Source organism: Hydrogenophaga atypica, assembly GCF_042665215.1.
Taxonomy (GTDB): Bacteria; Pseudomonadota; Gammaproteobacteria; order Burkholderiales; family Burkholderiaceae_C; genus Hydrogenophaga; species Hydrogenophaga defluvii_A.
This window is the reverse complement of sequence record NZ_JBHTCA010000021.1, coordinates 1-21,506: the sequence shown is the minus strand read 5'-3', so window position 1 is coordinate 21,506 and position 21,506 is coordinate 1. Positions and strand designations below refer to the sequence as shown.

20 protein-coding genes are annotated in these 21,506 nt (G+C 64.7%); 14 read left to right on the top strand and 6 right to left on the bottom strand.

Annotated elements, in window-relative coordinates; all coding sequences use genetic code 11:
- Positions 1–6: 6 nt before the first annotated feature.
- The 5 genes from ACFQPB_RS18820 to ACFQPB_RS18800 form a co-directional block, all read right to left on the bottom strand.
- Positions 7–1,329 (bottom strand): dihydroorotase, encoded by a 1,323-nt coding sequence (locus ACFQPB_RS18820; RefSeq protein WP_382226561.1) that lies wholly within the window; start codon positions 1,327–1,329, stop codon positions 7–9.
- A complete protein-coding gene (locus tag ACFQPB_RS18815; RefSeq protein ID WP_382226559.1) occupies positions 1,326–2,279 on the bottom strand; it encodes an aspartate carbamoyltransferase catalytic subunit in 954 nt (317 codons plus the stop codon). The genes ACFQPB_RS18820 and ACFQPB_RS18815 overlap by 4 nt, the downstream gene beginning before the upstream one ends.
- Complete coding sequence (pyrR, locus tag ACFQPB_RS18810) at positions 2,276–2,797, bottom strand: bifunctional pyr operon transcriptional regulator/uracil phosphoribosyltransferase PyrR (protein ID WP_382201668.1); 522 nt, start codon at positions 2,795–2,797, stop codon at positions 2,276–2,278. Before pyrR ends, ACFQPB_RS18815 begins: the two co-directional genes overlap by 4 nt.
- A complete protein-coding gene (gene ruvX / locus ACFQPB_RS18805; protein ID WP_382201666.1) occupies positions 2,794–3,183 on the bottom strand; it encodes a Holliday junction resolvase RuvX in 390 nt (129 codons plus the stop codon). Before ruvX ends, pyrR begins: the two co-directional genes overlap by 4 nt.
- Before the next feature lie 116 nt (positions 3,184–3,299).
- Positions 3,300–3,896 (bottom strand): YqgE/AlgH family protein, encoded by a 597-nt coding sequence (locus ACFQPB_RS18800; protein WP_382226556.1) that lies wholly within the window; start codon positions 3,894–3,896, stop codon positions 3,300–3,302.
- 23 nt (positions 3,897–3,919) lie between these two features.
- On the opposite strand from ACFQPB_RS18800, the gene ACFQPB_RS18795 reads away from it, so the two are divergent.
- Positions 3,920–5,395 carry a cryptochrome/photolyase family protein gene (locus tag ACFQPB_RS18795; RefSeq protein WP_382226552.1) on the top strand — a complete coding sequence of 492 codons (1,476 nt, stop codon included), beginning with the start codon at positions 3,920–3,922 and terminating at the stop codon, positions 5,393–5,395.
- A 10-nt stretch (positions 5,396–5,405) separates the two neighbouring features.
- Here ACFQPB_RS18795 and ACFQPB_RS18790 read toward each other — a convergent pair whose 3' ends face one another.
- Positions 5,406–5,882: an Lrp/AsnC family transcriptional regulator gene (locus tag ACFQPB_RS18790; protein ID WP_382226550.1), complete on the bottom strand. Its 477-nt coding sequence runs from the start codon at positions 5,880–5,882 to the stop codon at positions 5,406–5,408.
- A 130-nt stretch (positions 5,883–6,012) separates the two neighbouring features.
- On the opposite strand from ACFQPB_RS18790, the gene ACFQPB_RS18785 reads away from it, so the two are divergent.
- From ACFQPB_RS18785 to ACFQPB_RS18725, 13 genes are all read left to right on the top strand, one after another.
- Positions 6,013–7,422: an amino acid permease gene (locus ACFQPB_RS18785; RefSeq protein ID WP_382226547.1), complete on the top strand. Its 1,410-nt coding sequence runs from the start codon at positions 6,013–6,015 to the stop codon at positions 7,420–7,422.
- A 73-nt stretch (positions 7,423–7,495) separates the two neighbouring features.
- On the top strand, positions 7,496–8,416 hold the full coding sequence (locus ACFQPB_RS18780) for a porin (RefSeq protein ID WP_382226544.1): 921 nt from the start codon (positions 7,496–7,498) through the stop codon (positions 8,414–8,416).
- Between the two features lie 17 nt (positions 8,417–8,433).
- Positions 8,434–9,069 (top strand): arylformamidase, encoded by a 636-nt coding sequence (kynB, locus tag ACFQPB_RS18775; protein ID WP_382226541.1) that lies wholly within the window; start codon positions 8,434–8,436, stop codon positions 9,067–9,069.
- 36 nt (positions 9,070–9,105) lie between these two features.
- A complete protein-coding gene (gene kynU / locus ACFQPB_RS18770) occupies positions 9,106–10,380 on the top strand; it encodes a kynureninase (protein WP_382226539.1) in 1,275 nt (424 codons plus the stop codon).
- A 49-nt stretch (positions 10,381–10,429) separates the two neighbouring features.
- A complete protein-coding gene (locus ACFQPB_RS18765) occupies positions 10,430–11,623 on the top strand; it encodes an amino acid aminotransferase (protein ID WP_382226682.1) in 1,194 nt (397 codons plus the stop codon).
- 22 nt (positions 11,624–11,645) lie between these two features.
- Positions 11,646–12,521: a tryptophan 2,3-dioxygenase gene (kynA, locus tag ACFQPB_RS18760; protein ID WP_382226537.1), complete on the top strand. Its 876-nt coding sequence runs from the start codon at positions 11,646–11,648 to the stop codon at positions 12,519–12,521.
- 13 nt (positions 12,522–12,534) lie between these two features.
- Positions 12,535–13,491 (top strand): LysR family transcriptional regulator, encoded by a 957-nt coding sequence (locus tag ACFQPB_RS18755; RefSeq protein WP_382226534.1) that lies wholly within the window; start codon positions 12,535–12,537, stop codon positions 13,489–13,491.
- A gap of 191 nt (positions 13,492–13,682) precedes the next feature.
- Positions 13,683–16,100, top strand: coding sequence for a type I restriction-modification system subunit M (locus ACFQPB_RS18750; RefSeq protein ID WP_382226531.1), 2,418 nt, complete (start codon positions 13,683–13,685; stop codon positions 16,098–16,100).
- Positions 16,097–17,380, top strand: coding sequence for a restriction endonuclease subunit S (locus ACFQPB_RS18745; RefSeq protein ID WP_382226528.1), 1,284 nt, complete (start codon positions 16,097–16,099; stop codon positions 17,378–17,380). The genes ACFQPB_RS18750 and ACFQPB_RS18745 overlap by 4 nt, the downstream gene beginning before the upstream one ends.
- 25 nt (positions 17,381–17,405) lie before the next feature.
- Positions 17,406–18,593 (top strand): AAA family ATPase, encoded by a 1,188-nt coding sequence (locus ACFQPB_RS18740; protein ID WP_382226525.1) that lies wholly within the window; start codon positions 17,406–17,408, stop codon positions 18,591–18,593.
- Positions 18,586–19,278 carry a hypothetical protein gene (locus ACFQPB_RS18735; RefSeq protein ID WP_382226522.1) on the top strand — a complete coding sequence of 231 codons (693 nt, stop codon included), beginning with the start codon at positions 18,586–18,588 and terminating at the stop codon, positions 19,276–19,278. The genes ACFQPB_RS18740 and ACFQPB_RS18735 overlap by 8 nt, the downstream gene beginning before the upstream one ends.
- Before the next feature lie 10 nt (positions 19,279–19,288).
- Positions 19,289–20,734: a Fic family protein gene (locus ACFQPB_RS18730; RefSeq protein ID WP_382226519.1), complete on the top strand. Its 1,446-nt coding sequence runs from the start codon at positions 19,289–19,291 to the stop codon at positions 20,732–20,734.
- A 3-nt stretch (positions 20,735–20,737) separates the two neighbouring features.
- Positions 20,738–21,439, top strand: coding sequence for a type I restriction endonuclease (locus ACFQPB_RS18725; protein ID WP_382226516.1), 702 nt, complete (start codon positions 20,738–20,740; stop codon positions 21,437–21,439).
- Positions 21,440–21,506 lie beyond the last annotated feature (67 nt).

The window sequence follows — 21,506 nt, the reverse complement described above, 5'->3', positions numbered from 1 at the left end:
CCGCCATCACGCGTGGGCCGCGCTGCGATCGAAGGCCAGTTGCCCGCCCACCAGCGTGGCCCGCACACGGGCCGGCAGCTCGTGGCCGCCAAAGGGGGTGTGTTTGCCCTGGCTGCGCAAGGTGTCCGCGCCCACCACCCAGTGCTCGCCGGGTTGGAACACACACAGGTCGGCCACACCGCCCACGGCAATGCGGCCCACGCTGGCTTGCAGGGTGCCCAGACTGTTGCCCAGCACAGCGGCCGGGCGGTGCGTCAGCGTGCCCAGCGCCTGCGTCAGCGAAATGTTGTCCTCGTCAGCCCACTTCAGCGCCAGGCCCAGCAACAACTCGATGGCGGTGGCACCGGCCTCCGCTTCGGCAAACGGCAGCACCTTGGCGTCGGCATCCACCGGGTTGTGGTCGGACACCAGGGCGTCGATGCACCCATCGGCCAGGCCGGCACGCAGGGCAGCGCGGTCACGCTGCTGGCGCACCGGTGGCGTGACACGGGCGCGGCTGTCGAAGTAGCCGATGTCCACGTCGCTCAGGTGCAGGTTGTGCACGCTCACGTCGCAGGTGACGGGCAGGCCCTCGGCCTTGGCCTGGCGCACCAGCTCCAGCCCGGCGGCACTGCTGAGGCGGCACAGGTGCAGACGCGCACCACTGCCCGCCTTGTGCACACCGCGCAGCAATTCAAACACGGTGTGCAAAGCGATCACCTCGGCGGCCACCGGCACGCCCGCCAAGCCCATGCGGGTGGCAAGCGGGCCACTTGCGGCCACGCCCTTGCCCAGCCAGAAATCTTGCGGACGCAACCACACGGTGTAGCCAAAGGTGGCGGCGTACTGCAAGGCGCGCTGCAGCACCTGGGTGTTGACGATGGACACCTCGGCCTGACCAAACCCGACACAGCCGGACTCGGTCAGCTCGACCATCTCGGTCAACACCTCACCTTTGAGGCCACGCGTGAGTGCGCCCAGCGGGAAGACCCGCGCCAGGTGCAGCTTTTCGGCGCGGAACTTGAGCATGTCCACCAGGCCAGGCTCGTCCAGCACCGGGTCGGTGTCAGGCGGGCACACCAACGAGGTGACGCCCCCCGCGACGGCTGCGGCCATCTCGGATTCGAGCATGCCTTCGTGCTCCAGCCCCGGCTCCTTCAAGCGCGCGCACAGGTCCACCAGACCCGGGGCCACGACGCAGCCGCTGGCGTCCAGCGTGCGGTTGGCATGGAAATCGGCCGGCACCTGGCCCACCGACAGGATGCGGCCGGCCGCAATCGCGATGTCCGCGCGTTCGTCGCGGCCGGTGGCGGGGTCGATGACGCGACCGTTCTGGATCAATATCTTCATGCTTCGTTACCTGCAACGATGGACATCACCGCCATGCGCACCGCGATGCCGAAAGTGACCTGTGGCAACACCACGCTCTGTTTGCCGTCCACCACCGAGGAGGCGATCTCCACACCGCGGTTGACAGGCCCCGGGTGCATGACGATGGCGTCGGGCTTGGCCCAGGCGAGGCGCTCTGGGGTAAGGCCAAAGCTCTTGGCGTATTCCTGACTGGAGGGGAGCAGCGCGCCGCTCATGCGCTCGTTCTGCAGGCGCAGGGTGATGACCACGTCGGCACCCTTGATACCCTCTTCCAGCGTGTGGCACACGCGCACGCCCATCTGCGACAAATCGCTGGGCACCAGGGTGCGCGGGCCCACCACACGCACCTCGGGGCAACCCAGGGTGGTGAGCGCGTGGATGTCGGAGCGCGCCACGCGCGAGTGCAGCACGTCGCCCACGATGGCCACGGTGAGCTTGCTGAAATCGCCCTTGAAGTGGCGGATGGTGTACATGTCCAGCAGGCCCTGGGTGGGGTGGGCATGTCGGCCGTCACCCGCGTTCACCACGTGCACGTGGGGGGCCACGTGTTGGGCGATCAGGTAGGGTGCGCCGGATTCGCTGTGGCGCACCACAAAAATGTCGGCCGCCATGGCGGACAGGTTGGCGATGGTGTCGAGCAGCGACTCGCCCTTGGAGGCCGAGCTGCGCGCGATGTCCAGCGTGTAGACATCGGCCGAGAGGCGGGTGGCGGCGATGTCGAAGGTGGTGCGGGTGCGGGTGCTGTTCTCGAAGAACAGGTTGAACACGCTTTTGCCACGCAGCAAGGGCACCTTCTTCACTTCGCGGTCGCTCACGCTGACGAAATTGCCGGCGGTGTCGAGAATGTGGGTGAGGATGTCCTTGGACAGCCCTTCGGTGGACAACAGGTGGATCAGCTCGCCGTTTTTGTTCAGTTGCGGGTTTTTCATGCGCGTTGCTCCACCACAAAACTCAGACGGCCGTCATCGCCTTGTTCAAGTTCGAGCGACTGGCTGGCGGGCAGGCTCAGGCGCGCGGCGGCCACGTCCGCGCTCACGGGCAGCTCGCGGCCACCCCGATCCACCAGCACGGCCAGGCGCACGCTGGCGGGCCGGCCGTAGTCGAACAGCTCGTTGAGCACGGCGCGCAGGGTGCGGCCGGTGTAGAGCACGTCGTCCAGCAGCAGCACATGGGCGTGGTTGACGTCAAAAGGCAGTTGCGTCTGCGCGCTCGCGGCCAGGCCGCGCTGGGCAAAATCGTCGCGGTGCATGGACGAGGAGATCACCCCGCTGGCGCCGGGCAGGCCCAGGTCGCGCTGCAGGCGCGCGGCCAGCCAGGCGCCGCCACGGGTGACGCCGGCCAGGCGGGTGTCGGGCTGGGCCGCCACCAGCGGGCGCACGCCACGCAGCAGCTCCGCGTAAAGCGCCTCAGCGTCGAGCGCGAGACTGGGGCTGGTGATTCGGGTCAAGGCAAACTCCTCAAATGCTGTTCCAGGATGATGCAGGCTGACGCGGCATCGGCGTCTTTGGCACCTGCCGCCAGGGCTTCGGTGGTGCTGTAGCGCTCGTCCACCTCGTGCACCGGCAGGCCAAAACGGCCGCGCAACTGGCGCGCGAACTTGCGCGCGCGCTCGGTGTTTTCATGGGGGGCCCCATCAGGGTGAAAAGGCACACCCACCACCAAGGCGTCGGGCTGCCATTCCTTGATGCGGGCGGCGATCAGCGGAAAACGCGCATCGCCTTCGGCCACGATGGTGGCTTGCGGCGACGCACTGCGGGTCAGCACATTGCCGGTGGCCACGCCAGTGCGTTTGGTGCCGTAGTCGAACGCCAGAAAGGTTTGCGCATCAGCCATGGGCAGCGCCTCGCGCGAGGTGACTCAACCGGGGATGCCGCCGATCCGGCTTCGCCGGTCGGCTGGCATCGCCCCCTCGGGGGGTGACGCCAAAGGCGGCGCAGGGGGGGCCAAGTTCAAGCATGGCCGGCGTCGGGCGACAACATCCACGGCTCCAGGCCCAGCAGCTTCATGGCCTTGACGTAACGGTCTTCCACCGGCGTGTCAAAAATCACGGCAGGGTCGGCCTCCACCGTGAGCCAGCTGTTTTCGGTGATTTCGGATTCGAGCTGGCCCTGTCCCCACGAGGCGTAGCCCAGCGACACGAACACCTTGTGCGGACCGGCGCCGACCGACATGGCTTCGAGCACGTCCTTGGAGGTGGTCATCTCCAGCCCGCCCGGAATGCTCAGGGTGGAGGCGTAGATGGATTCCTTGGGGTCGGCGCCGCTGGACAAGGCCTCGTGCAGCACAAAGCCGCGTTCGGTCTGCACGGGGCCGCCCTGGAACACGGGGGTGTCCATCAGGTCGTCACGGTGCAACTCAAGCTCGACCTTCTGGAACAACTCACTCAGCAGGATGTCGCTGGGTTTGTTGATCACCAGGCCCAGGGCGCCCCGCTCGCTGTGCTCGCACATGAACACCACACTGCGGCCAAAAACCTCGTCACTCAGGCCGGGCATGGCGATCAGGAAGTGGTTGGTGAGGTTGATGGGGGCAGAATCCGATGACATGCACCGATTTTAAGAGCCCGCACATGAAGAAATACGACAGGGGTCTGGTCTGGTTCCGGCGCGACCTGCGGGTGAGCGACCAGGCCGCCCTCTACCACGCCCTGAACAGCTGCAAACAGGTGTGGTGCGCTTTTGTGTTCGACAGCGACATCCTGGACGCTCTGCCCCGCTGCGACCGCCGAGTGGAGTTCATCCACGCCTCGCTGTTGGACCTGGACGGCGAGTTGCGTGCCCTCGGTCAGGCCCACGGCCAGGTGCCCACCGGCCTGATCGTGCGCCATGCCAGCGCCCAAAAGGCCATCCCAAAACTGGCCGAGGAACTGCGGGTACAGGCGGTGTTCTGCAACCACGACGACGAGCCTCAGGCGCTGGCGCGGGACGCGCAGGTGCGGGGCGCGCTGGCGCATGCGGGCGTCATGCTGCACGACTTCAAAGACCACACGGTGTTCGAGCGCAGCGAGGTGCTCACGCAATCGGGCACCGCGTTTTCGGTGTTCACGCCCTACAAGAACGCCTGGCTGAAAAAGATCGAGCCGTTTTTTCTGCACGGCTACCCGGTGGAAAAATACGCCGCCGCCCTGGCGCCCTGCCCGGCCAGCCACCCGCCGGGTGTGCCCACGCTGGCCGAGATCGGCTTTGAGACCACCAACCTGCGGGCGCTCAAAATCGCCACCGGCAGCCACGGGGCACGCGGCCTGTTCGAGGACTTCCTGGACCGCATCGACCGCTACCACCAGGCACGCGACTTCCCGGCGGTCAAGGGCCCCAGCTACCTCAGCGTGCACCTGCGGTTTGGCACCCTGTCCATCCGCCAGCTGGCGCGCGTGGCCTACCAGATGCACCTGGCCGGTCAACAAGGCGCCAGCACCTGGCTGGGCGAGCTGATCTGGCGCGACTTCTACATGCAGATCCTGCACCACCACCCCCACGCGGTGGCCAGCGCCTTCAAGCCCGAGTACGACGCCATCAAGTGGGAACACGGCAAACACGCGCAGACCTTGTTCAAAGCCTGGTGTGAGGGTCGCACGGGCTACCCGCTGGTGGACGCGGCCATGGCCCAGATCAACCAGACCGGCTACATGCACAACCGCCTGCGCATGGTGGTGGCCAGCTTCTTGGTGAAAGACCTTGGCATCGACTGGCGCTGGGGCGAGCGCTACTTTGCCGAAAAGCTGATCGACTTCGACCTCGCCGCCAACAACGGCGGCTGGCAGTGGGCCGCCTCGACCGGCTGCGACGCCCAGCCTTATTTCCGCATCTTCAACCCGGTGAGCCAGAGCCAGAAGTTCGACCCCGAAGGCAAGTTCATCCGCCGCTACCTGCCCCAACTCGCCAAGCTGCCCAACGCGGCCATTCACGCGCCCTGGCTGGCCAAGCCCATCGACTTGCAGACCGCTGACTTTGTGCTGGAACGCGACTACCAGGCGCCCATCGTGGACCACGCAGAAGCCCGCGAGCGCACGCTGGCGCGCTATGCGGTGGTGAAGAAGCCGGCCTGAAGCCGTCGGATCAGGCCGGGAGGATGGGCAGGTTGCCGATCTGCCCCTTGAAGTCTTGCAGCGAAAAGTGCGTGTGCACCTGCCGCACGCTGGGCAAGCGGTGCAACCGCTTTTGCAGCACCTCCGAATAGTGGTCCAGGTCGCGGGCCACCACCACCAGCATGAAGTCCTCCGGTCCGGAAATGCCGTGCACCATGACCACCTCGGGAATGTCCAGCACCGCCTGCTCGAACGCCGACGATGAGGACTCGTTCTGGCGGTCTATGCCCACCAGCACAAACGCCAGCACGTCATAGCCCAAAGCCCGCCGGTCCAGCGCCGCGTGGTAGCCAAGGATCAAACCCGCCTCCTCGAGCCGGCGGACCCGACGCCAGGTGGGCGACTGTGACAGGTTTGCCAACTGCGCCAACTCGCCCGAGGTCAGCCGCGCGTCCTGCTGCAGCGCCTGCACCAGCAAACGGTCTGTTTTGTCGATGTCGACTTGCATATTTTTTTCTCCTGCATTTATTTTATGGATAACTTATTCTTTTATATACACTTGTAGGGATAACCATAAAATATTTCTAGAATCACGCAAATAACATGCAGCTCCCAACACAACCAGAAGGGAGAACAACATGTCAGCGTTCCAAGACATCATCCAACGGGAAACCGGGTTACAGCGCCACCTCACAGCCCCCCAAATGGCGATGATCGCCATCGGCGGGGCCATTGGCACGGGCCTGTTCCTCGGCAGCGGATTCGCCATCAGCTTTGCCGGTCCGAGCGTGATCATCAGCTACGCCATCGGCGCACTCATTTCGCTGCTGCTGATGGGCTGCCTGGCCGAAATGACGGTGGCCCACCCCACCTCCGGCTCGTTTGGCGCCTATGCCGAGCACTACATCGGCCCCTGGGCCGGTTTTTTGGTGCGCTATGCCTACTGGGCCTGTGTGGTGCTGGCCGTGGGCACCGAAGTCACGGCGGTCGGCGTGTACATGGGCTACTGGTACCCGGAGGTACCACAGTGGATGTGGGTGCTGCTGTTCTCGAGCCTGCTGATCGGCGTCAACACGTTGAGCGTGAAAGCCTTCGGCGCCGTGGAGTACGCGTTTTCGGCAATCAAGATCGCGGCCATCGTGGCCTTCATCCTGATCGGCGCCTATGTGGTGTTCGGCTCGCGCCCAGCGGGCATCGGCTTTGAAAACTACACCGCGCACGGCGGCTTCTTCCCCAAAGGGCTGTGGGGCACGTGGGTGGCGGTGATCATCGCCATCTTCAGCTACCTGAGCATTGAAATGATCGCCGTCGCGGCCGGCGAAGCCAAAGACCCCGAGCGCGCCATCACCAGCGCGTTTCGTTCCACCATGATCCGGCTGGTGGTGTTCTACCTGCTGACCGTGGCGTTGATGCTGGCCATCGTGCCTTGGACGGCGGCCGGCACCGACAAGAGCCCCTTCGTCAAGGTGATGGAAATCATCGGCATCCCTGGCGCCGCAGGCGTGATCAACTTCGTGGTGTTGGTGGCCGCGCTCTCGGCCATGAACAGCCAGCTCTACATCACCACGCGCATGATGTTCAGCCTCTCGCGCGCCGGTCACGCGCCAGCCGCCCTGGGACGGGTCAACCCACGCGGCGTGCCCATGGGCGCGCTGGTGCTGTCGTGCTCGGGCGTGGCCATCGCCACCTTGCTCAGCCTGTGGCAGCCGGAGCAATCCTTCCTGCTGATGATGGCGGTGTCCATGTTTGGCGCCATGTTCACCTGGTTCATGATCTTCGTCACCCACCTCTTCTTCCGCCGCCGCTGGGTGGCCCAGGGCAACGCGCCGCTGGCGTTTCGCATGGCCGGTTTCCCCGTGCTGACGCTGCTGGGTGCCGGCCTGATGCTGGCGGCCATGGTCAGCACGCTGTGGACCGACGTGTTCCGGCTGACCCTGCTGACTGGCGTACCATTCTTGGCGGTGCTGGGCGTGGTCTACGCCATCTGGTACCGCCCTGGCCGCATAGCCACCGACAAGCCGTCGGTGGCCATGCAGCGCACGGGGTGAACCGATGTGCCATGGCGCTCACCCGTATCCAGACACTGTTCACAACTAAATCTCAACAAATCAAGGGGAAACCATGAAACACACCGCCATCGCGCTGGCCCTGCTGGGCCTGTTCGCATCCGCCGCCCAGGCCCAAAGCAGCGTCAAGCTGCACGGCCGCCTCAACCTCACGCTGGAAAGCCAGAAGGTGGGCGACGCCTCCCGAGTCAACAAGATGGAGGACAACTCCTCACGCTGGGGCGTGAAAGGCAGCGAAGACCTGGGCGGCGGCATGCGCGCCAACTTCTCGCTCGAACAAGGTTTTGACGCCACCACCGGCGTGGCCACCGGTTTCACGCGCGAATCCTATGTCGAACTGGCCGCGCCCTGGGGTGCCATCCGTGGCGGCAACTGGACGCCTGGCTCCTACTACGCCACCGCCGACTACGTGAGCATGCACAACCACGACACCGGCACCTCCTCGGACGCGCTGTACGCCTTCTCGACCTTCCCGACCGCTCGCAAGGTGGGCTACTTCACGCCCGAGATCGCCGGCTTCACCGCCGAAATCTCGCACGCCTTTGAAAGCGCCACCGAAGCCAAGGCCAACGACCTGAGCGTGAACTACAACGCGGGCGACCTGCAACTGGGTGCCGGCTACACCAAGCAGGCCGACGTGTCGCAAGTGGGCCTGCGCGCGCTCTACAGTATGGGCGCCTTCACGGTGGGTGGCTACCTGCAGCGCGAATCGGTGGACGGCTCGGCCAACGGCAAGAGCCGCGACATCGTGCGCCTGGCCGCCATGTACACCATGGGCGCCAACGAGTTCCACGTCAACGTCGGCCACTCTGACCGCGGCGGCAGCTTTGCGCAAAAGGCCTCGCAGTACACGCTGGGCTTCAACCACAACCTGACCAAGCGCACCAAGCTCTACACCTACTACACGGCCATCAACAGCCCCGGCAAAGCCAACGACTTCAACGCCATCGCCGTGGGCATGCGCCACAACTTCTGATGGGCACCGGACCGGCCATGACCTTGCCAACCCTGTGGGACATCTCCCCGCCCGTGCACGCGCATGCGCCGGTCTTTCCCGGTGACACGCCCTACACCCAGGAGTGGGTGGCCACCCTGGGACCGGGCTGTCCGGTCAACGTGAGTGCGTTGCGGCTGTCGCCCCACGTCGGCGCCCACGCCGATGCACCACTGCATTACGACCCCGAAGGTGCCGCCATCGGCGCCGTGTCGCTGGCGCCATTTCTGGGGCGGTGCCGCGTGATCCACGCCATCAACTGTGGCCCGCTCATTGAATGGCGGCACATTGAACACGCGGTGGCCGGGTTGCCCGAACGCGTGCTGGTGCGCACCTACGAACGCATGCCCCAACACGCCTGGGACGGCGCCCTCAGCGCCTACGCGCCCGAGACCGTGACCCGCCTGGCCGACCTGGGTGTCCGACTGATCGGCATCGACACCGCCAGCATCGACCCGGCCGACAGCAAAACCCTGGACAGCCACCAGGTGATACGCCAACGCGACATGCGCGTGCTGGAGAACCTGGTGCTCGACGACGTGCCCGAGGGCGACTACGAGCTGATTGCCCTGCCGCTCAAACTCACCCAGGCCGACGCCAGCCCCGTGCGTGCGGTGCTGCGCGCCTTGCGCTGAGCAAAAAAAGAACACATCCGCCGGAGACAACGCGCCATGCACACCTTACAAGACTGCCTGGGCCTGGACGCCCAGGACCCTCTGCGCCCCCTGCGCGACCTGTTCACCCTGCCCAATGGCGTGATCTACCTCGACGGCAATTCGCTGGGCGCCATGCCCGCCGCCGCGCCCGCGCGCATCGCCCAGGCCACCACGGACGAATGGGGCCAGCAACTGATACGCGCCTGGAACACCGCCGGCTGGTTCGACATGCCCCAACGCATCGGCAACAAGATCGCCCGCCTGGTGGGCGCCGACGCGGGCGAGCTGGTGGCCACCGACGGCACCTCGGTCAACCTGTTCAAGGTGCTCAGTGCGGCGCTGACCATCGCCCACGAAACGTCGCCCGAGCGCCGCGTGGTGCTCAGCGAGCGCAGCAACTTCCCCACCGACCTCTACATCGCCGAGGCGCTGTGCAAGGAACGCGGCTACACCCTGCGCCTGATCGAGCCCGAGGAACTGGTCACCGCGCTCGACCAGCAAGTGGCCGTGCTGATATTGACGCAAGTGAACTACCGCACCGGCGCCATGCACCCGATGTCGCAGGTCAGCGCCATCGCGCACGCGGCGGGGGCACTCACCGTGTGGGACCTGGCGCACAGTGCCGGCGCCGTGCCCGTGGCACTCAAGGCGGATGGCGCCGACTTCGCCATCGGCTGTGGCTACAAATACCTCAACGGCGGCCCCGGTGCACCCGCTTTTGTGTGGGTGCACCCACGCCACGCCGAACGGTTCTGGCAACCCCTCGCCGGCTGGTGGGGGCACGCCACCCCCTTCGATTTCACGCCCGACTACCGCCCCGCGCCCGGCACACAGCGTTACCTGTGTGGCACCCAACCCATCTTGAGCATGGTGGGGCTGGAGGTGGGTGTGGACACCCTGCTGGCGGCCGAGCCCCTGGGCGGCATGGCCGCGCTGCGCAGCAAGTCGCTGGCGCTCACCGATTTGTTCATCGAACTGGTGGAGGCCCGCTGCGGCGGTCACGGTCTGTCCGTCGTCACGCCGCGCGACCACGCACGGCGCGGCTCGCAGGTCTCGCTGTCGCGGCAAGACGGCGCCTACGCCATCGTCCAGGCCCTGATCGCGCGCGGCGTCATCGGCGACTACCGAAAAGGCAGCGGCCCTCGCCACCCCGACATCCTGCGTTTTGGTTTCACCCCGCTGTACGTCGGTTTCGAAGACGTCTGGAACGCCGTCGAACACCTGCGGCAGGTGCTGCTCAGCGGCGAATGGCAGCGCCCCGAATTCAACCAGGCACACGCTGTGACCTGACACTTTTCCACCCACCTCACTGAAAGAGACCATGAGCACCTCTCCCTCGCTGTTTGCCCACGTGCCCGCCTACGGTGGCGATCCCATCCTGTCCCTGATGGAAACCTTCCAGAAGGACCCGCGCCCCAACAAGGTGAGCCTGTCCATCGGCATCTACTTCGACGAAGAAGGCCGCCTGCCGGTGCTCGAATCGGTGCGCCGCGCCGAAGCCGGTGGCATGGAGAAAATTGGCCCGCGCCCCTATCTGCCCATCGAAGGCGCCGCCGCCTACCGTGATGCGGTGCAAAAGCTGGTCTTCGGTGCCGAACACGAGGCCGTCAAGAGCGGGCGTATCGCCACGCTGCAAAGCCTGGGCGGCTCGGGCGCGCTCAAGGTCGGTGCGGACTTCCTCAAGTTCTACTTCGGCCCATCCGAAGTGTGGGTCAGCGACCCCACCTGGGAGAACCACATTGCGCTGTTTGAAGGCGCGGGCCTGAAGGTGCACACCTACCCCTACTACAACAACGCCACCGGCCAACTGCGCTTCGACGACATGCTGGCGGCCTTCAAGGCCCTGCCCGCACGCAGCATCGTGCTCTTGCACGCCAGCTGCCACAACCCCACCGGCGTGGACCTGAGCCAAGAACAGTGGCAACAGCTGATCCCCGTGATCGCCCAGCAAGGCCTGATCCCCTTCATCGACATGGCCTACCAGGGTTTTGGCGATGGGCTGGACGAAGACGCCTACGCCATCCGCGCCCTGGCCAGCGCTGGGGTGCAGTTCTTTGTCGCCAACTCCTTCTCCAAAAACTTCTCGCTCTACGGCGAACGTTGCGGTGGTCTGCACGTGGTCTGCACCGATGCCGCCGCTGCCGACACCGTGTTGGGCCAGCTCAAGGCCACGGTGCGTCGCAACTACTCCAGCCCGCCCACACACGGCGAGGTGGTCATCACCCAGGTGCTCACCAACCCCGAGCTGTACGCCTTGTGGCAAAAGGAATTGGCCGAGATGCGCGACCGCATCAAGGCCATGCGCGAAGGCCTGCACAAGGTGCTGACGGCCCGCTTCGGCACGGAACGCAACTTCGACTACTTCCTGACCCAACGCGGCATGTTCAGCTACACCGGCCTGAGCGAAGCCCAGGTCAACCGCCTGCGCGACGAGTTCGCCGTCTACCTGGTGCGTTCGGGCCGCATGTGCATGTCGGGCCTGTCCACCAAAAACGTGGACTACGTGGCCAACGCGGTCGCGCAGGTGCTGTAAACACGCCCCAGGAGCCCCGCCCATGTGCCCCCACGCCCAAGGCGGTGCCGAGCCCTCCCCCTCGGCACCCGAATCCATCGTCGTTGAAGAAAAGGCGCAGCTGGATTTCAGCCGCTCCATGAGCTACGGCGACTACCTGCAGCTCGACCAGGTGCTGAGCGCGCAGAAGATGCTGTCGCCCGCCCACGACGAACTGCTCTTCATCGTCCAGCACCAGACCAGCGAACTGTGGATGAAGCTGATGCTGCACGAGCTGCGCGGCGCCATCCGCCACATCGCGGCCGACGAACTGGCACCCGCCTTCAAGATGCTGGCGCGCGTGAGCAAGATCATGGAACAGCTGGTCCACGCGTGGGACGTGCTGGCCACCATGACGCCGCCCGAGTACACCGCCATGCGGCCCTACCTGGGCGCCTCCAGCGGCTTCCAGAGCTACCAGTACCGCTGCATCGAGTACTCGATGGGCAACAAGAACCCGGCCATGCTCAAGCCCCACGAGCACCGGCCCGACCTGCTGGCCCTGGTGCGCGCCAGCTTCGACGCGCCCTCGCTCTACGACGAGGCCCTGCGCCTGATGGCGCGCCGTGGCATCACCGTGCCGGCCGAGTACCTGGAACGCGACTGGACCCAGCCCTACGTGGCCAGCCCCGGTGTGGAGGCCGCCTGGCTGGAGGTCTACCGCAACCCCTCGCAACACTGGGACCTGTACCAGCTGGGCGAGGAGCTGACCGACCTCGAAGACGCCTTCCGCCTCTGGCGCTTCCGCCACGTCACCACCGTGGAGCGCGTGATCGGCTTCAAGCGCGGCACCGGCGGCACCGGCGGTGTGAGCTACCTGCGCAAGATGCTCGACGTCGTGCTCTTCCCCGAAATCTGGACGCTGCGCACCGCGCTGTGACAGAAAGCCCGGCGTGAGCCCGCGCCAGCTGCGCTACTTCGTGGCCATCGCCAAGGCCGGCAGCATCAGCCAGGCCGCCTTGGCGCTGCACATCGCCCAGCCCTCGCTGAGCCAGCACATGGCCACCATCGAAGCCGAAATGGGCGTGCCGCTGCTCAAGCGCCACGCCCGCGGCGTCACCCTCACGCCGGCCGGCCAGCGCCTGTTCGACCGCGCCAGCGCCATCCTGCGCCAGCTCGACCACCTGCCCGACGAGGTGGCCGCCGCACAAGGCCTGCCTCGCGGCGAAGTGCGCCTGGCCATGGACGGCTCCATCGCGGCGGTCCTGGTCGCGCCGCTGTACCGCGCGATGGAGGCACGCTACCCCGACGTGCGGGTCTTTGTCACCACCGGCCTGTCGCACCAGATGCGCCAGCTGGTGGAAAGCCGCAGCGTGGACCTGGCCCTCATGCCCAACGCCTTCGAGTTGCCCAGCCTGCTCAGCGACCCGGTGTACGAGGAACATTTCTGCCTGTTCGCCGCCAAGGGCGCCTGGTCGCCCCGTCTGCGGCGCATCCGCTTTGACGACATCGGCGACCGGCCCCTGGTGGCCGCCGACCGCCAGCACGACCAGCGCAAACTGATCGAACGCGTGGCCAACGCGCGCCGGCGCAGCCTCAACGTGCGCTACGAAATCAACGATGCCGAGCTGACCCGCGCCCTGGTGCGCGGCGGCCTGGCCCAGGCCCTGCTGCCCGTCAACGCCTTCGCCGCCACCGATGGAGCACCCAGCGTGCTGGCGCTGGACATCGTGGAACCCGCGTTGACCCGCATCCAGTCCCTGGCCTGGCCCGCAGGCACCCCACTCACACCTGCTGCCGACGCCACCCGCCAGTGCCTGCAAGAGACTGTGGCCGCGCTGATGGCAGAAGGGGTGCTTCAGGGGCGGCTGCCCCGCTCCGCCAGCCGGGCGGAAGAACCCGTGGATTGAAGCCGCAGATCACAGTCGTGGCCGTGGCCCAGCGCACTCTTGCTGCCTGTCACAGCTTCGGCACGGAACACGATCCGTTGCTGCTCCACCTGCGTGGCCGCCCACGAGCGCAAAACACAAGCGTAAAACACACGCCATTTGCGCCGATACTTGCACCCAAAAATCAGCGGCGCATTGCCTCCCCACGCCTCATGGCCATCAAGAAATCCGATCTGTATTCCTCCCTCTGGGCCAGCTGCGACGAACTGCGCGGCGGCATGGATGCCAGCCAGTACAAGGACTACGTCCTGTTCATGCTGTTCATCAAGTACATCAGCGACAAATACGCCCACTCCGACGACTTCGCGCCACCGGTCGTCATCCCAACGGGTGCCAGCTTCACGGACATGGTGGCCCTCAAGGGCAAACCCGATATTGGCGACAAGATCAACACCCAGGTCATCCAGCCGCTGATCGACGCGAACGCACGCCTGGCCCGCAGCGACTTCCCCGACTTCAACGACCCCAACAAGCTGGGCCAGGGCCAGGAAATGGTGGACCGGCTCACCAAGCTGGTGGCCATCTTCCAAAAGCCCGAGCTGGACTTCTCCAGCAACCGCGCCGAGCACGACGACATCCTGGGCGATGCGTACGAATACCTCATGCGCCACTTCGCCACCGAAAGCGGCAAAAGCAAGGGCCAGTTCTACACCCCCAGCGAAGTGAGCCGCGTCATCGCCAAGGTGATTGGCATCGCGCCCCACAACACCAAGGCCAGCACCACCGCATACGACCCCACATGCGGATCGGGGTCGCTGCTGCTCAAGGTGGCGGCCGAAGCCGGCAACAAGATCACCCTGGAAGGGCAAGAGAAGGACGTGACCACCGCCGGCCTCGCGCGGATGAACATGATCCTGCACGACTTCCCCACCGCCAACATCCTCAGTGGCAACACACTGGCCAGCCCGAAGTTTCTGGACGGCCAACAACTGCGCACCTACGACTACGTGGTGGCCAACCCGCCGTTTTCAGACAAAGCCTGGAGCACCGGCCTCACCCCCACCAAGGACCCGTTTCAACGCTTCACCTGGGGCGAGCCCCCCACCAAACAAGGCGACTACGCCTACCTGCTGCACATCATCCGCAGCATGAAAAGCACGGGCGCCGCCGCGTGCATCCTGCCGCACGGCGTGCTGTTTCGCGGCAATGCCGAAGCCGTCATCCGCAAGCAGCTCGTCACCAGCGGCATCTTGAAAGGCATCATCGGCCTGCCAGCCAACCTGTTTTATGGCACGGGCATCCCGGCCTGCATCCTGGTGCTGGACAAAAACAACGCCGCCGCCCGCAAGGGCGTGATGATGATCGACGCCAGCAAGGGCTTCATCAAAGACGGCAACAAGAACCGCCTGCGCGAACAAGACATCCACCGCATCGTGGACACCTTCCGCAAGGGCGAAGACGTGCCGGGCTACGCCCGCCTGGTGCCACTGAGCGAGATGGCCAGCGACAAGAACGACTTCAACCTCAACCTGCCACGCTACATCGACAGCAGCGAGCCCGAAGACATTCAAGACCTGACCGCCCACCTGCAAGGCGGCATACCCCACCGCGACCTGGACGCGCTGAGCGCCTACTGGCAAGAGATGCCCCAGCTGCGCGCCTCGCTGTTCGCACCACTGCGCCCCGGCTACAGCCAGCTGCAGCAGCCCATCACCGAGGTCAAGGCCACCATCCTCGGCCACCCCGAATTCACCGCGTTTCACGCCCGCGTCACCACCCTGTTTGACGACTGGCGCGCCCGCCACACACCACGCCTCATGGCCTTCAGCCAAGGCGCCCACCCCAAAGAACTGGTGGAAGCCCTGGCCGAAGACCTGCTCGCCAGCATCAAACCCGCGCCCCTGGTGGACGAATACGCCGTTTACCAGCAGCTCATGGATTACTGGGCCGAAGCCATGCAGGACGACGCCTACGCCATCGCCCAAGACGGCTGGGTGGCCCAACCGCAGCGTGTGGTGGAAACCGACAAAAAGGGCAAACAAAAAGACAAAGGCTGGACCTGCGAGCTGCTGCCCAAGCCGTATGTGGTGGCACGCTACTTTGCGGCCGAACAGGCCGCACTCGATGCCCAGCAAGCCGCGCTGGACGCAGTGAGCAACCAGCTCACCGAACTGGAAGAAGAACACAGCGGTGACGACGCGGCGTTTGCCAGCTTCGACAAAGTGAACGCGGCCAGCGTGAAGGAACGCATCAAGGAAATCGGCAAGGACCCGGACGGTGCCGACGAGCTCAAGGTATTGAAGTCATGGCTGCAGCTGAGCATCGAAGAAACAGCACTGAAAAAAGCCGTGAAGGAACTGGACGTCGCGCTGGACCAACTGGCGCACGACCAATACGCCAAGCTGAGCGTGGCAGAAATCCAAGCCCTGGTGATCCACGACAAATGGCTGGCCCGGCTGGGGCAGGATTTGCAGGCTGAGCTGGACCGCGTGAGCCAAACCATGACGCGGCGGATTCGGGAGTTGGCGGAGCGCTACGCCGTGCCGCTGCCGGGACTGGTGGACGAGGTGGAGGACCTATCGGACCGGGTGGAGGCGCACCTGCGGCGCATGGGGGTTGCGTGGCAATGAACACGGAGCTTCGTGAACCGTCGGCCAAGTATTTGTTGCTAGGGCAATACCAGCACACTGAAATCGGTCCGATACCGACTGATTGGGAGGTAAAGCGCCTCAAAGATATTTCCCCCAATCAGTCCGTCGGCTTGGTTATCAACCCTTCAACTTACTTCGATACCAGAGGAACGGTGCCAATGCTCGTCGGCTCCAACGTAGCCGAAAACCGGATTGACTGGGAAGGCGCTCGGCGTATAACCAGCGAGAGCAATAAACGTCTTCCTGCTTCACGTATCTATGCCAATGATCTGGTGACCGTTCGCGTCGGAGACCCAGGGATTACCGCCGTCGTCTCGCGGGAACACAGTGGCAGCAACTGTGCCTCAATGATGATCGTCCGTAGCCATCCGTCGTTTGATTCGACTTGGCTGTGCCACTTGATGAATTCAAGTTATGGACGAAGCCGCATTGAGTCCGTGCAGTACGGCACCGCTCAAAAGCAGTTCAACATCAGCGATGCCGTGGATTTTCAGTATCCTGTTCCACCCCTTCCCGAACAACGCGCCATCGCCACCGCCCTCTCCGACGTCGATGCACTGATCGCCGGGCTGGAACGGCTGATCGCCAAGAAGCGCGACATCAAACAGGCCGCGATGCAGCAACTCCTCACCGGCCAAACCCGCCTGCCGGGGTTCCTGGGCGATTGGATAGTGAAAAAGTTGGGGGAAGTCGCAGATGTGATTGACCCTCATCCAAGTCATCGCGCACCGGATGAGTTTCCCAACGGCATCCCCTTTCTTGGCATCGGCGACCTCGACTCAACAGGAAATATCGTTGGCGGGAAATTGCGCCTCGTCAACCCAGTCGTGCTGGCGGAACACATGCAAAGGTATTCTTTGGACGACGCGCTGATTGGGCTAGGAAGAGTGGCCTCAATAGGCAAGGTAGTTGCACTCAAGAGGCTGGGAGAGCACTACGCAATTTCACCAACCTTAGGAGTGATCCGAGGCACACTGGCAAAGCGCGACTTTCTTTTGCACGCGCTCAAGTCGAGGTTCGTGACAGATCAATTCACAAAGATCATGAGTGGGTCGACACGATCTTCTGTGGGAATGGCGGTACTTCGTGAACTGCAAGTGCTATTGCCATCAACTGTTAGAGAGCAAGAGGCGGTCGCAACCGTCCTCTCCGACATGGACGCCGACCTCTCCGCTCTCGAAGCCCGCCTCGCCAAAACCCGCGCCATCAAGCAGGGCATGATGCAAGAATTGCTCACCGGCCGCACCCGCTTGGTTTGAGCATCAAGACCGCAAAGGCACACGCATGATCCGAACACTGAACATCCATGGGTTCAAGTCCATCCAACAGGCGCAGGTGGACTTGGGCCGCCTCAACTGTTTCATTGGTGCCAACGGCGTGGGCAAAAGCAATGTGCTGGAGGCGCTGGGTGTGCTCGGTGCAGCCGCCAACGGCGTGGTGGACGACGAAAGCCTGCTGCGGCGCGGTGTGCGCGCGGGTTTGCCGCGTTTGTACAAAAGCTCCTTCGCGGCCGAGCGCACGCCGGCACACATTGCCATTGGTGTTGAAGGCGCCCGGCACGAAGGTTTTCGGGTGTCGTTGCTGAACCCACTGGAATCCCCGGAACCGGCTTGGACCTACAAGACCGAGGTCTTGACCGATGGTGCCGAAGACATCGTGTCGGACGGGGTGCGCAACAAAAAGAACCTCAACCCGCAGGCTGGCCTGGCGGCGCTGCGCCTGGTGGAACTGGCGCCCACCAACGCCGCCGCCGTGTTGATGCAGCGCCTGCAGAACTACGCCATTTATTGCCCCAACACACCCACCCTGCGCGGCGTGGCGCCCGACGTGCAATCGCGCCCACCCGTGGGGCTGAACGGCGGGCAGCTTGCGGAGGCGTTTGAATCGCTGCGCCAACACCTGGACGCCAGAGGCGATGAAGGTGCGGCGGTGCTGGACGAAGTGTTGGGCTTGATCGACTGGGTGGTGGATGTGCAGGCCACGAGCCATGGGGCGTCGTTGATCTCCAGCAAGGTGCCGCGCACGAAGCTGATGCTCAAGTTCACAGACCGTTTCATGGCGAAAAGCCGCAATGAGCTGACCGCCTACGACGCGAGCGAGGGCGCGCTTTACGTCATCTTTTGCGCCGCGCTGTGCTTGTTGCCTCAGGCGCCCAAATTGCTCGCCATCGACAACCTGGACCAGGCGCTGAACCCGCGCTTGTTGACGCGGATGGCGGCGCGGTTGTCGGGCTGGCTGCGGTTTGGCGACATGGAGCGGCAGCTGCTGTTCACGGCGCACAACCCGGCTGTGCTGGATGGGCTGGATTTGTCTGATCCTGAAACGCGGTTGTTTGCCGTGGAGCGCAACAGCGATGGCATGACGGTGGTGCGACGCATCGAGCCTTCACCCCAGTTGATGGCCATGAACCAGGAGTTCCCGCTGTCGCGCCTGTGGATGATGGGGCACCTGGGAGCGGTGCCCAATGTCTGAACGCCGCATTGCGCTGGTGGCTGAAGGGCCAACCGACTTTGAGGTCATCCATGCAGCGCTCAAGGCGTTTTTGCCTGTGCGCTTCACCTTGACCTTGTTGCAGCCAGAGCCAACCCTGCCCGCCATGGGCAGCGGTTGGGGTGGCGTGTTGAAGTGGTGCGATGCCGCAGGCGCACGCCACGCCGCCTCGTTGGACACCGACCCCACGCTGGAAGGCTTTGACCTGCTGGTGATCCACCTGGACGTGGATGTGGCGCAGAAGCAATACGCAAACTGTGGGCTTGGCGTGCCTGCGCAGGCCATCGCGAAGGGCTGGAACGCCTTGCCCTGCCACATGCCCTGCCCGCCCGTGGCGACCACCTGCACCGGGCTGCAAACCGTGCTGCGCAGCTGGCTGAACCCTGCCCAAGCAGGTGCCAAAACCGTGCTGTGCTTGCCGGCGCAGTCTTCGGGCACATGGCTGGCTGCCGCCACTTTGCCCGCTGGTGATGCGCTGTTGATGGGCGCGGAATGCAATGTGGCGGTGGAGTCACGCCTGGCCCAATTGCCGAAGGCACAGCGAATTCGCAAAGTGGTTCGCGAATACCGGGCTCATGCTGACCAGATCACGGCCAATTGGGCGGGCGTCAAAGCGATTTGCAGCCAGGCGCTGGCGTTTGAACAGGCTGTGCAGGCAGCTCTGTGAGGGGCAAGCCATGACCGAGTCCGAACTCCTGCACATCCTGGCCCGTGGCGAAGACAGCCGCCACCAGTTCAAGCGCGACGCCACCAACGCCGACAGCTTGGCTGCGGAGTTGGCGGCCCTGGCCAACAGCGGCGGTGGGTGCCTGCTGCTGGGGGTGGCGGATGACGGCTCGGTGGCGGGGCTGGATGCCGCTGCGGTGCAACGGCTCAACCAGTTGCTGAGCAACGCGGCCAGCCAGCATGTGCGCCCGCCGCTGAGCCCGGTGAGCCACAACGTGTTGACAGCGCAGGGTCTGGTGATGGTGGTGCAGGTGCCCGATGGGCTGAACAAGCCCTACATGGACCTGCAGGGCCGCGTGTGGGTAAAAAGCGGGGCCGACAAGCGCCATGTGACGGCGCGCGAGGAGATGCAGCGCATGTTCCAGCGTGCCGGGCTGCTGCAGGCCGATCAGGTGCCGGTGCGCAATGCCACAGCGGCCGACATAGACGAGCGCGCTTTTGGTCGCTATTTCGAGCGGCGCTACGGTCAGAGTGTGGAGGCGGCGGGTTTGCCGGTGGTGCAGCTGATGGAGAACCTGCAACTGGCGCAAGACGGCCTGCCCAACCTGGCGGGCTTGCTGCTGTTTGGCAAGCAACCACAACGGCTGCTGCAGGTGTGCCAGGTGGGGGCGGTGTGGTTCCCGGGCACTTTTTTGGGCGACACGCGCTACCTGGACAGCGAAAACATCGACGGCACGCTGGAAGAGCAGTTTCAGCGCGGCATGGCATTCATCAAGCGCAGCCTGCACCACGTGCAGGCGGGGCGCGGCTTCAACACCCTGGGGCAGCTGGAGGTGCCGGAAGAAGCCTTTGTGGAGCTGCTGGTGAACGCGCTGGTGCATCGGGATTTTCTGGTGAGCGCCACCATTCGCCTCTTCGTGTTCACCGACCGGGTGGAGATCATCAGCCCCGGCCACTTGCCCGACAGCCTGACGCCGCAGCAGATTCGCACCGGCGTTTCCAACCGCCGCAACAAGGTGCTGGCCGAACACGCGGCACACATCCTGCCCTACCGGGGGCTGGGCACGGGCGTGCCACGCGCGCTGGGCGCCTGGCCCAGAATTGACTTGGTGGACGAGCGCGAGGCCAACCAGTTCCGGGCGGTGGTGTGGCGCGTGGAAACCCCGCAAGTCACCCCGCAAGTCACCCCGCAAGTCACCCCGCAAGTCACCCCGCAAGTCACCCCCGAAGTGCTGAGCCTGGTGGCTGTCATGCAAGGCGAGATGGCGCGCGCGGATATCCAGAAAGCGCTCGGGCTGAAAGACCGTGAACACTTCCGCGCTGCCTATCTGGTGCCGGCGGTTGCGGCGGGCCTTGTGGAGATGACTGTGCCCGACAAGCCCCAGAGCCGCCTTCAGCGGTACCGTTTGACCTCCGCCGGGCACAACTGCCTGCCATCCCACACGTCCAAGGAATAAGCCATGCCGCCAGCCCTGCGCCCTGAACGGGTGACCCAGAACCGTGTGGTGGCCCGCTTGACGGCCCACGCAAGCGCCAGCGGCCTGGGCTACACCCACCTGGGCGACTGGAGTAAACGTGAGGGCAACCGCAACGTTGAGGCTGAGCTTCTGCGCGCCAACCTGAAGCAACGCGGCTACAGCAACGCGCACATCGCGCAAGCACAACAAAAACTGATGGCGGCGGTGGACGCCACCGGCATCACGCTCTACCAGGCCAACCTGCGCACCTACCAGCTGTTGCGCTACGGGGTGCCGGTGCAGGTGGCGGCGGGCGCACCACACGAAACGGTGCACCTGATCGATTGGGCCATGCCGGCGCACAACCACTTTGCGCTGGCCGAGGAAGTGACGCTCAAAGGCGGGCATGAACGCCGGCCCGACATTGTGTTGTTCATCAACGGCATCGCGGTGGGGGTGATTGAGCTCAAGCGCAGTTCGGTGGACGTGGCCAATGGCATTCGCCAGCTCATCACCAACCAGGAAGCCATCTTCAACCAGGGCTTTTTCAGCACCGTGCAACTGATGCTGGCCGGCAGCGATTCACAAGGGCTGCGCTATGGCACCACTGGCACACCCGAGAAGTTTTTTGTGGAATGGAAACACCAGGCGGATTCAAGTACGAAGTGCAACACAAGTAAACCGAGTTGGGCCAAGAGTGCATAGGATGCATTTTTGTGACCAGCCAGTCCCAAACGTTGCACCATGACCTATACCCACTTGACCCGAGAAG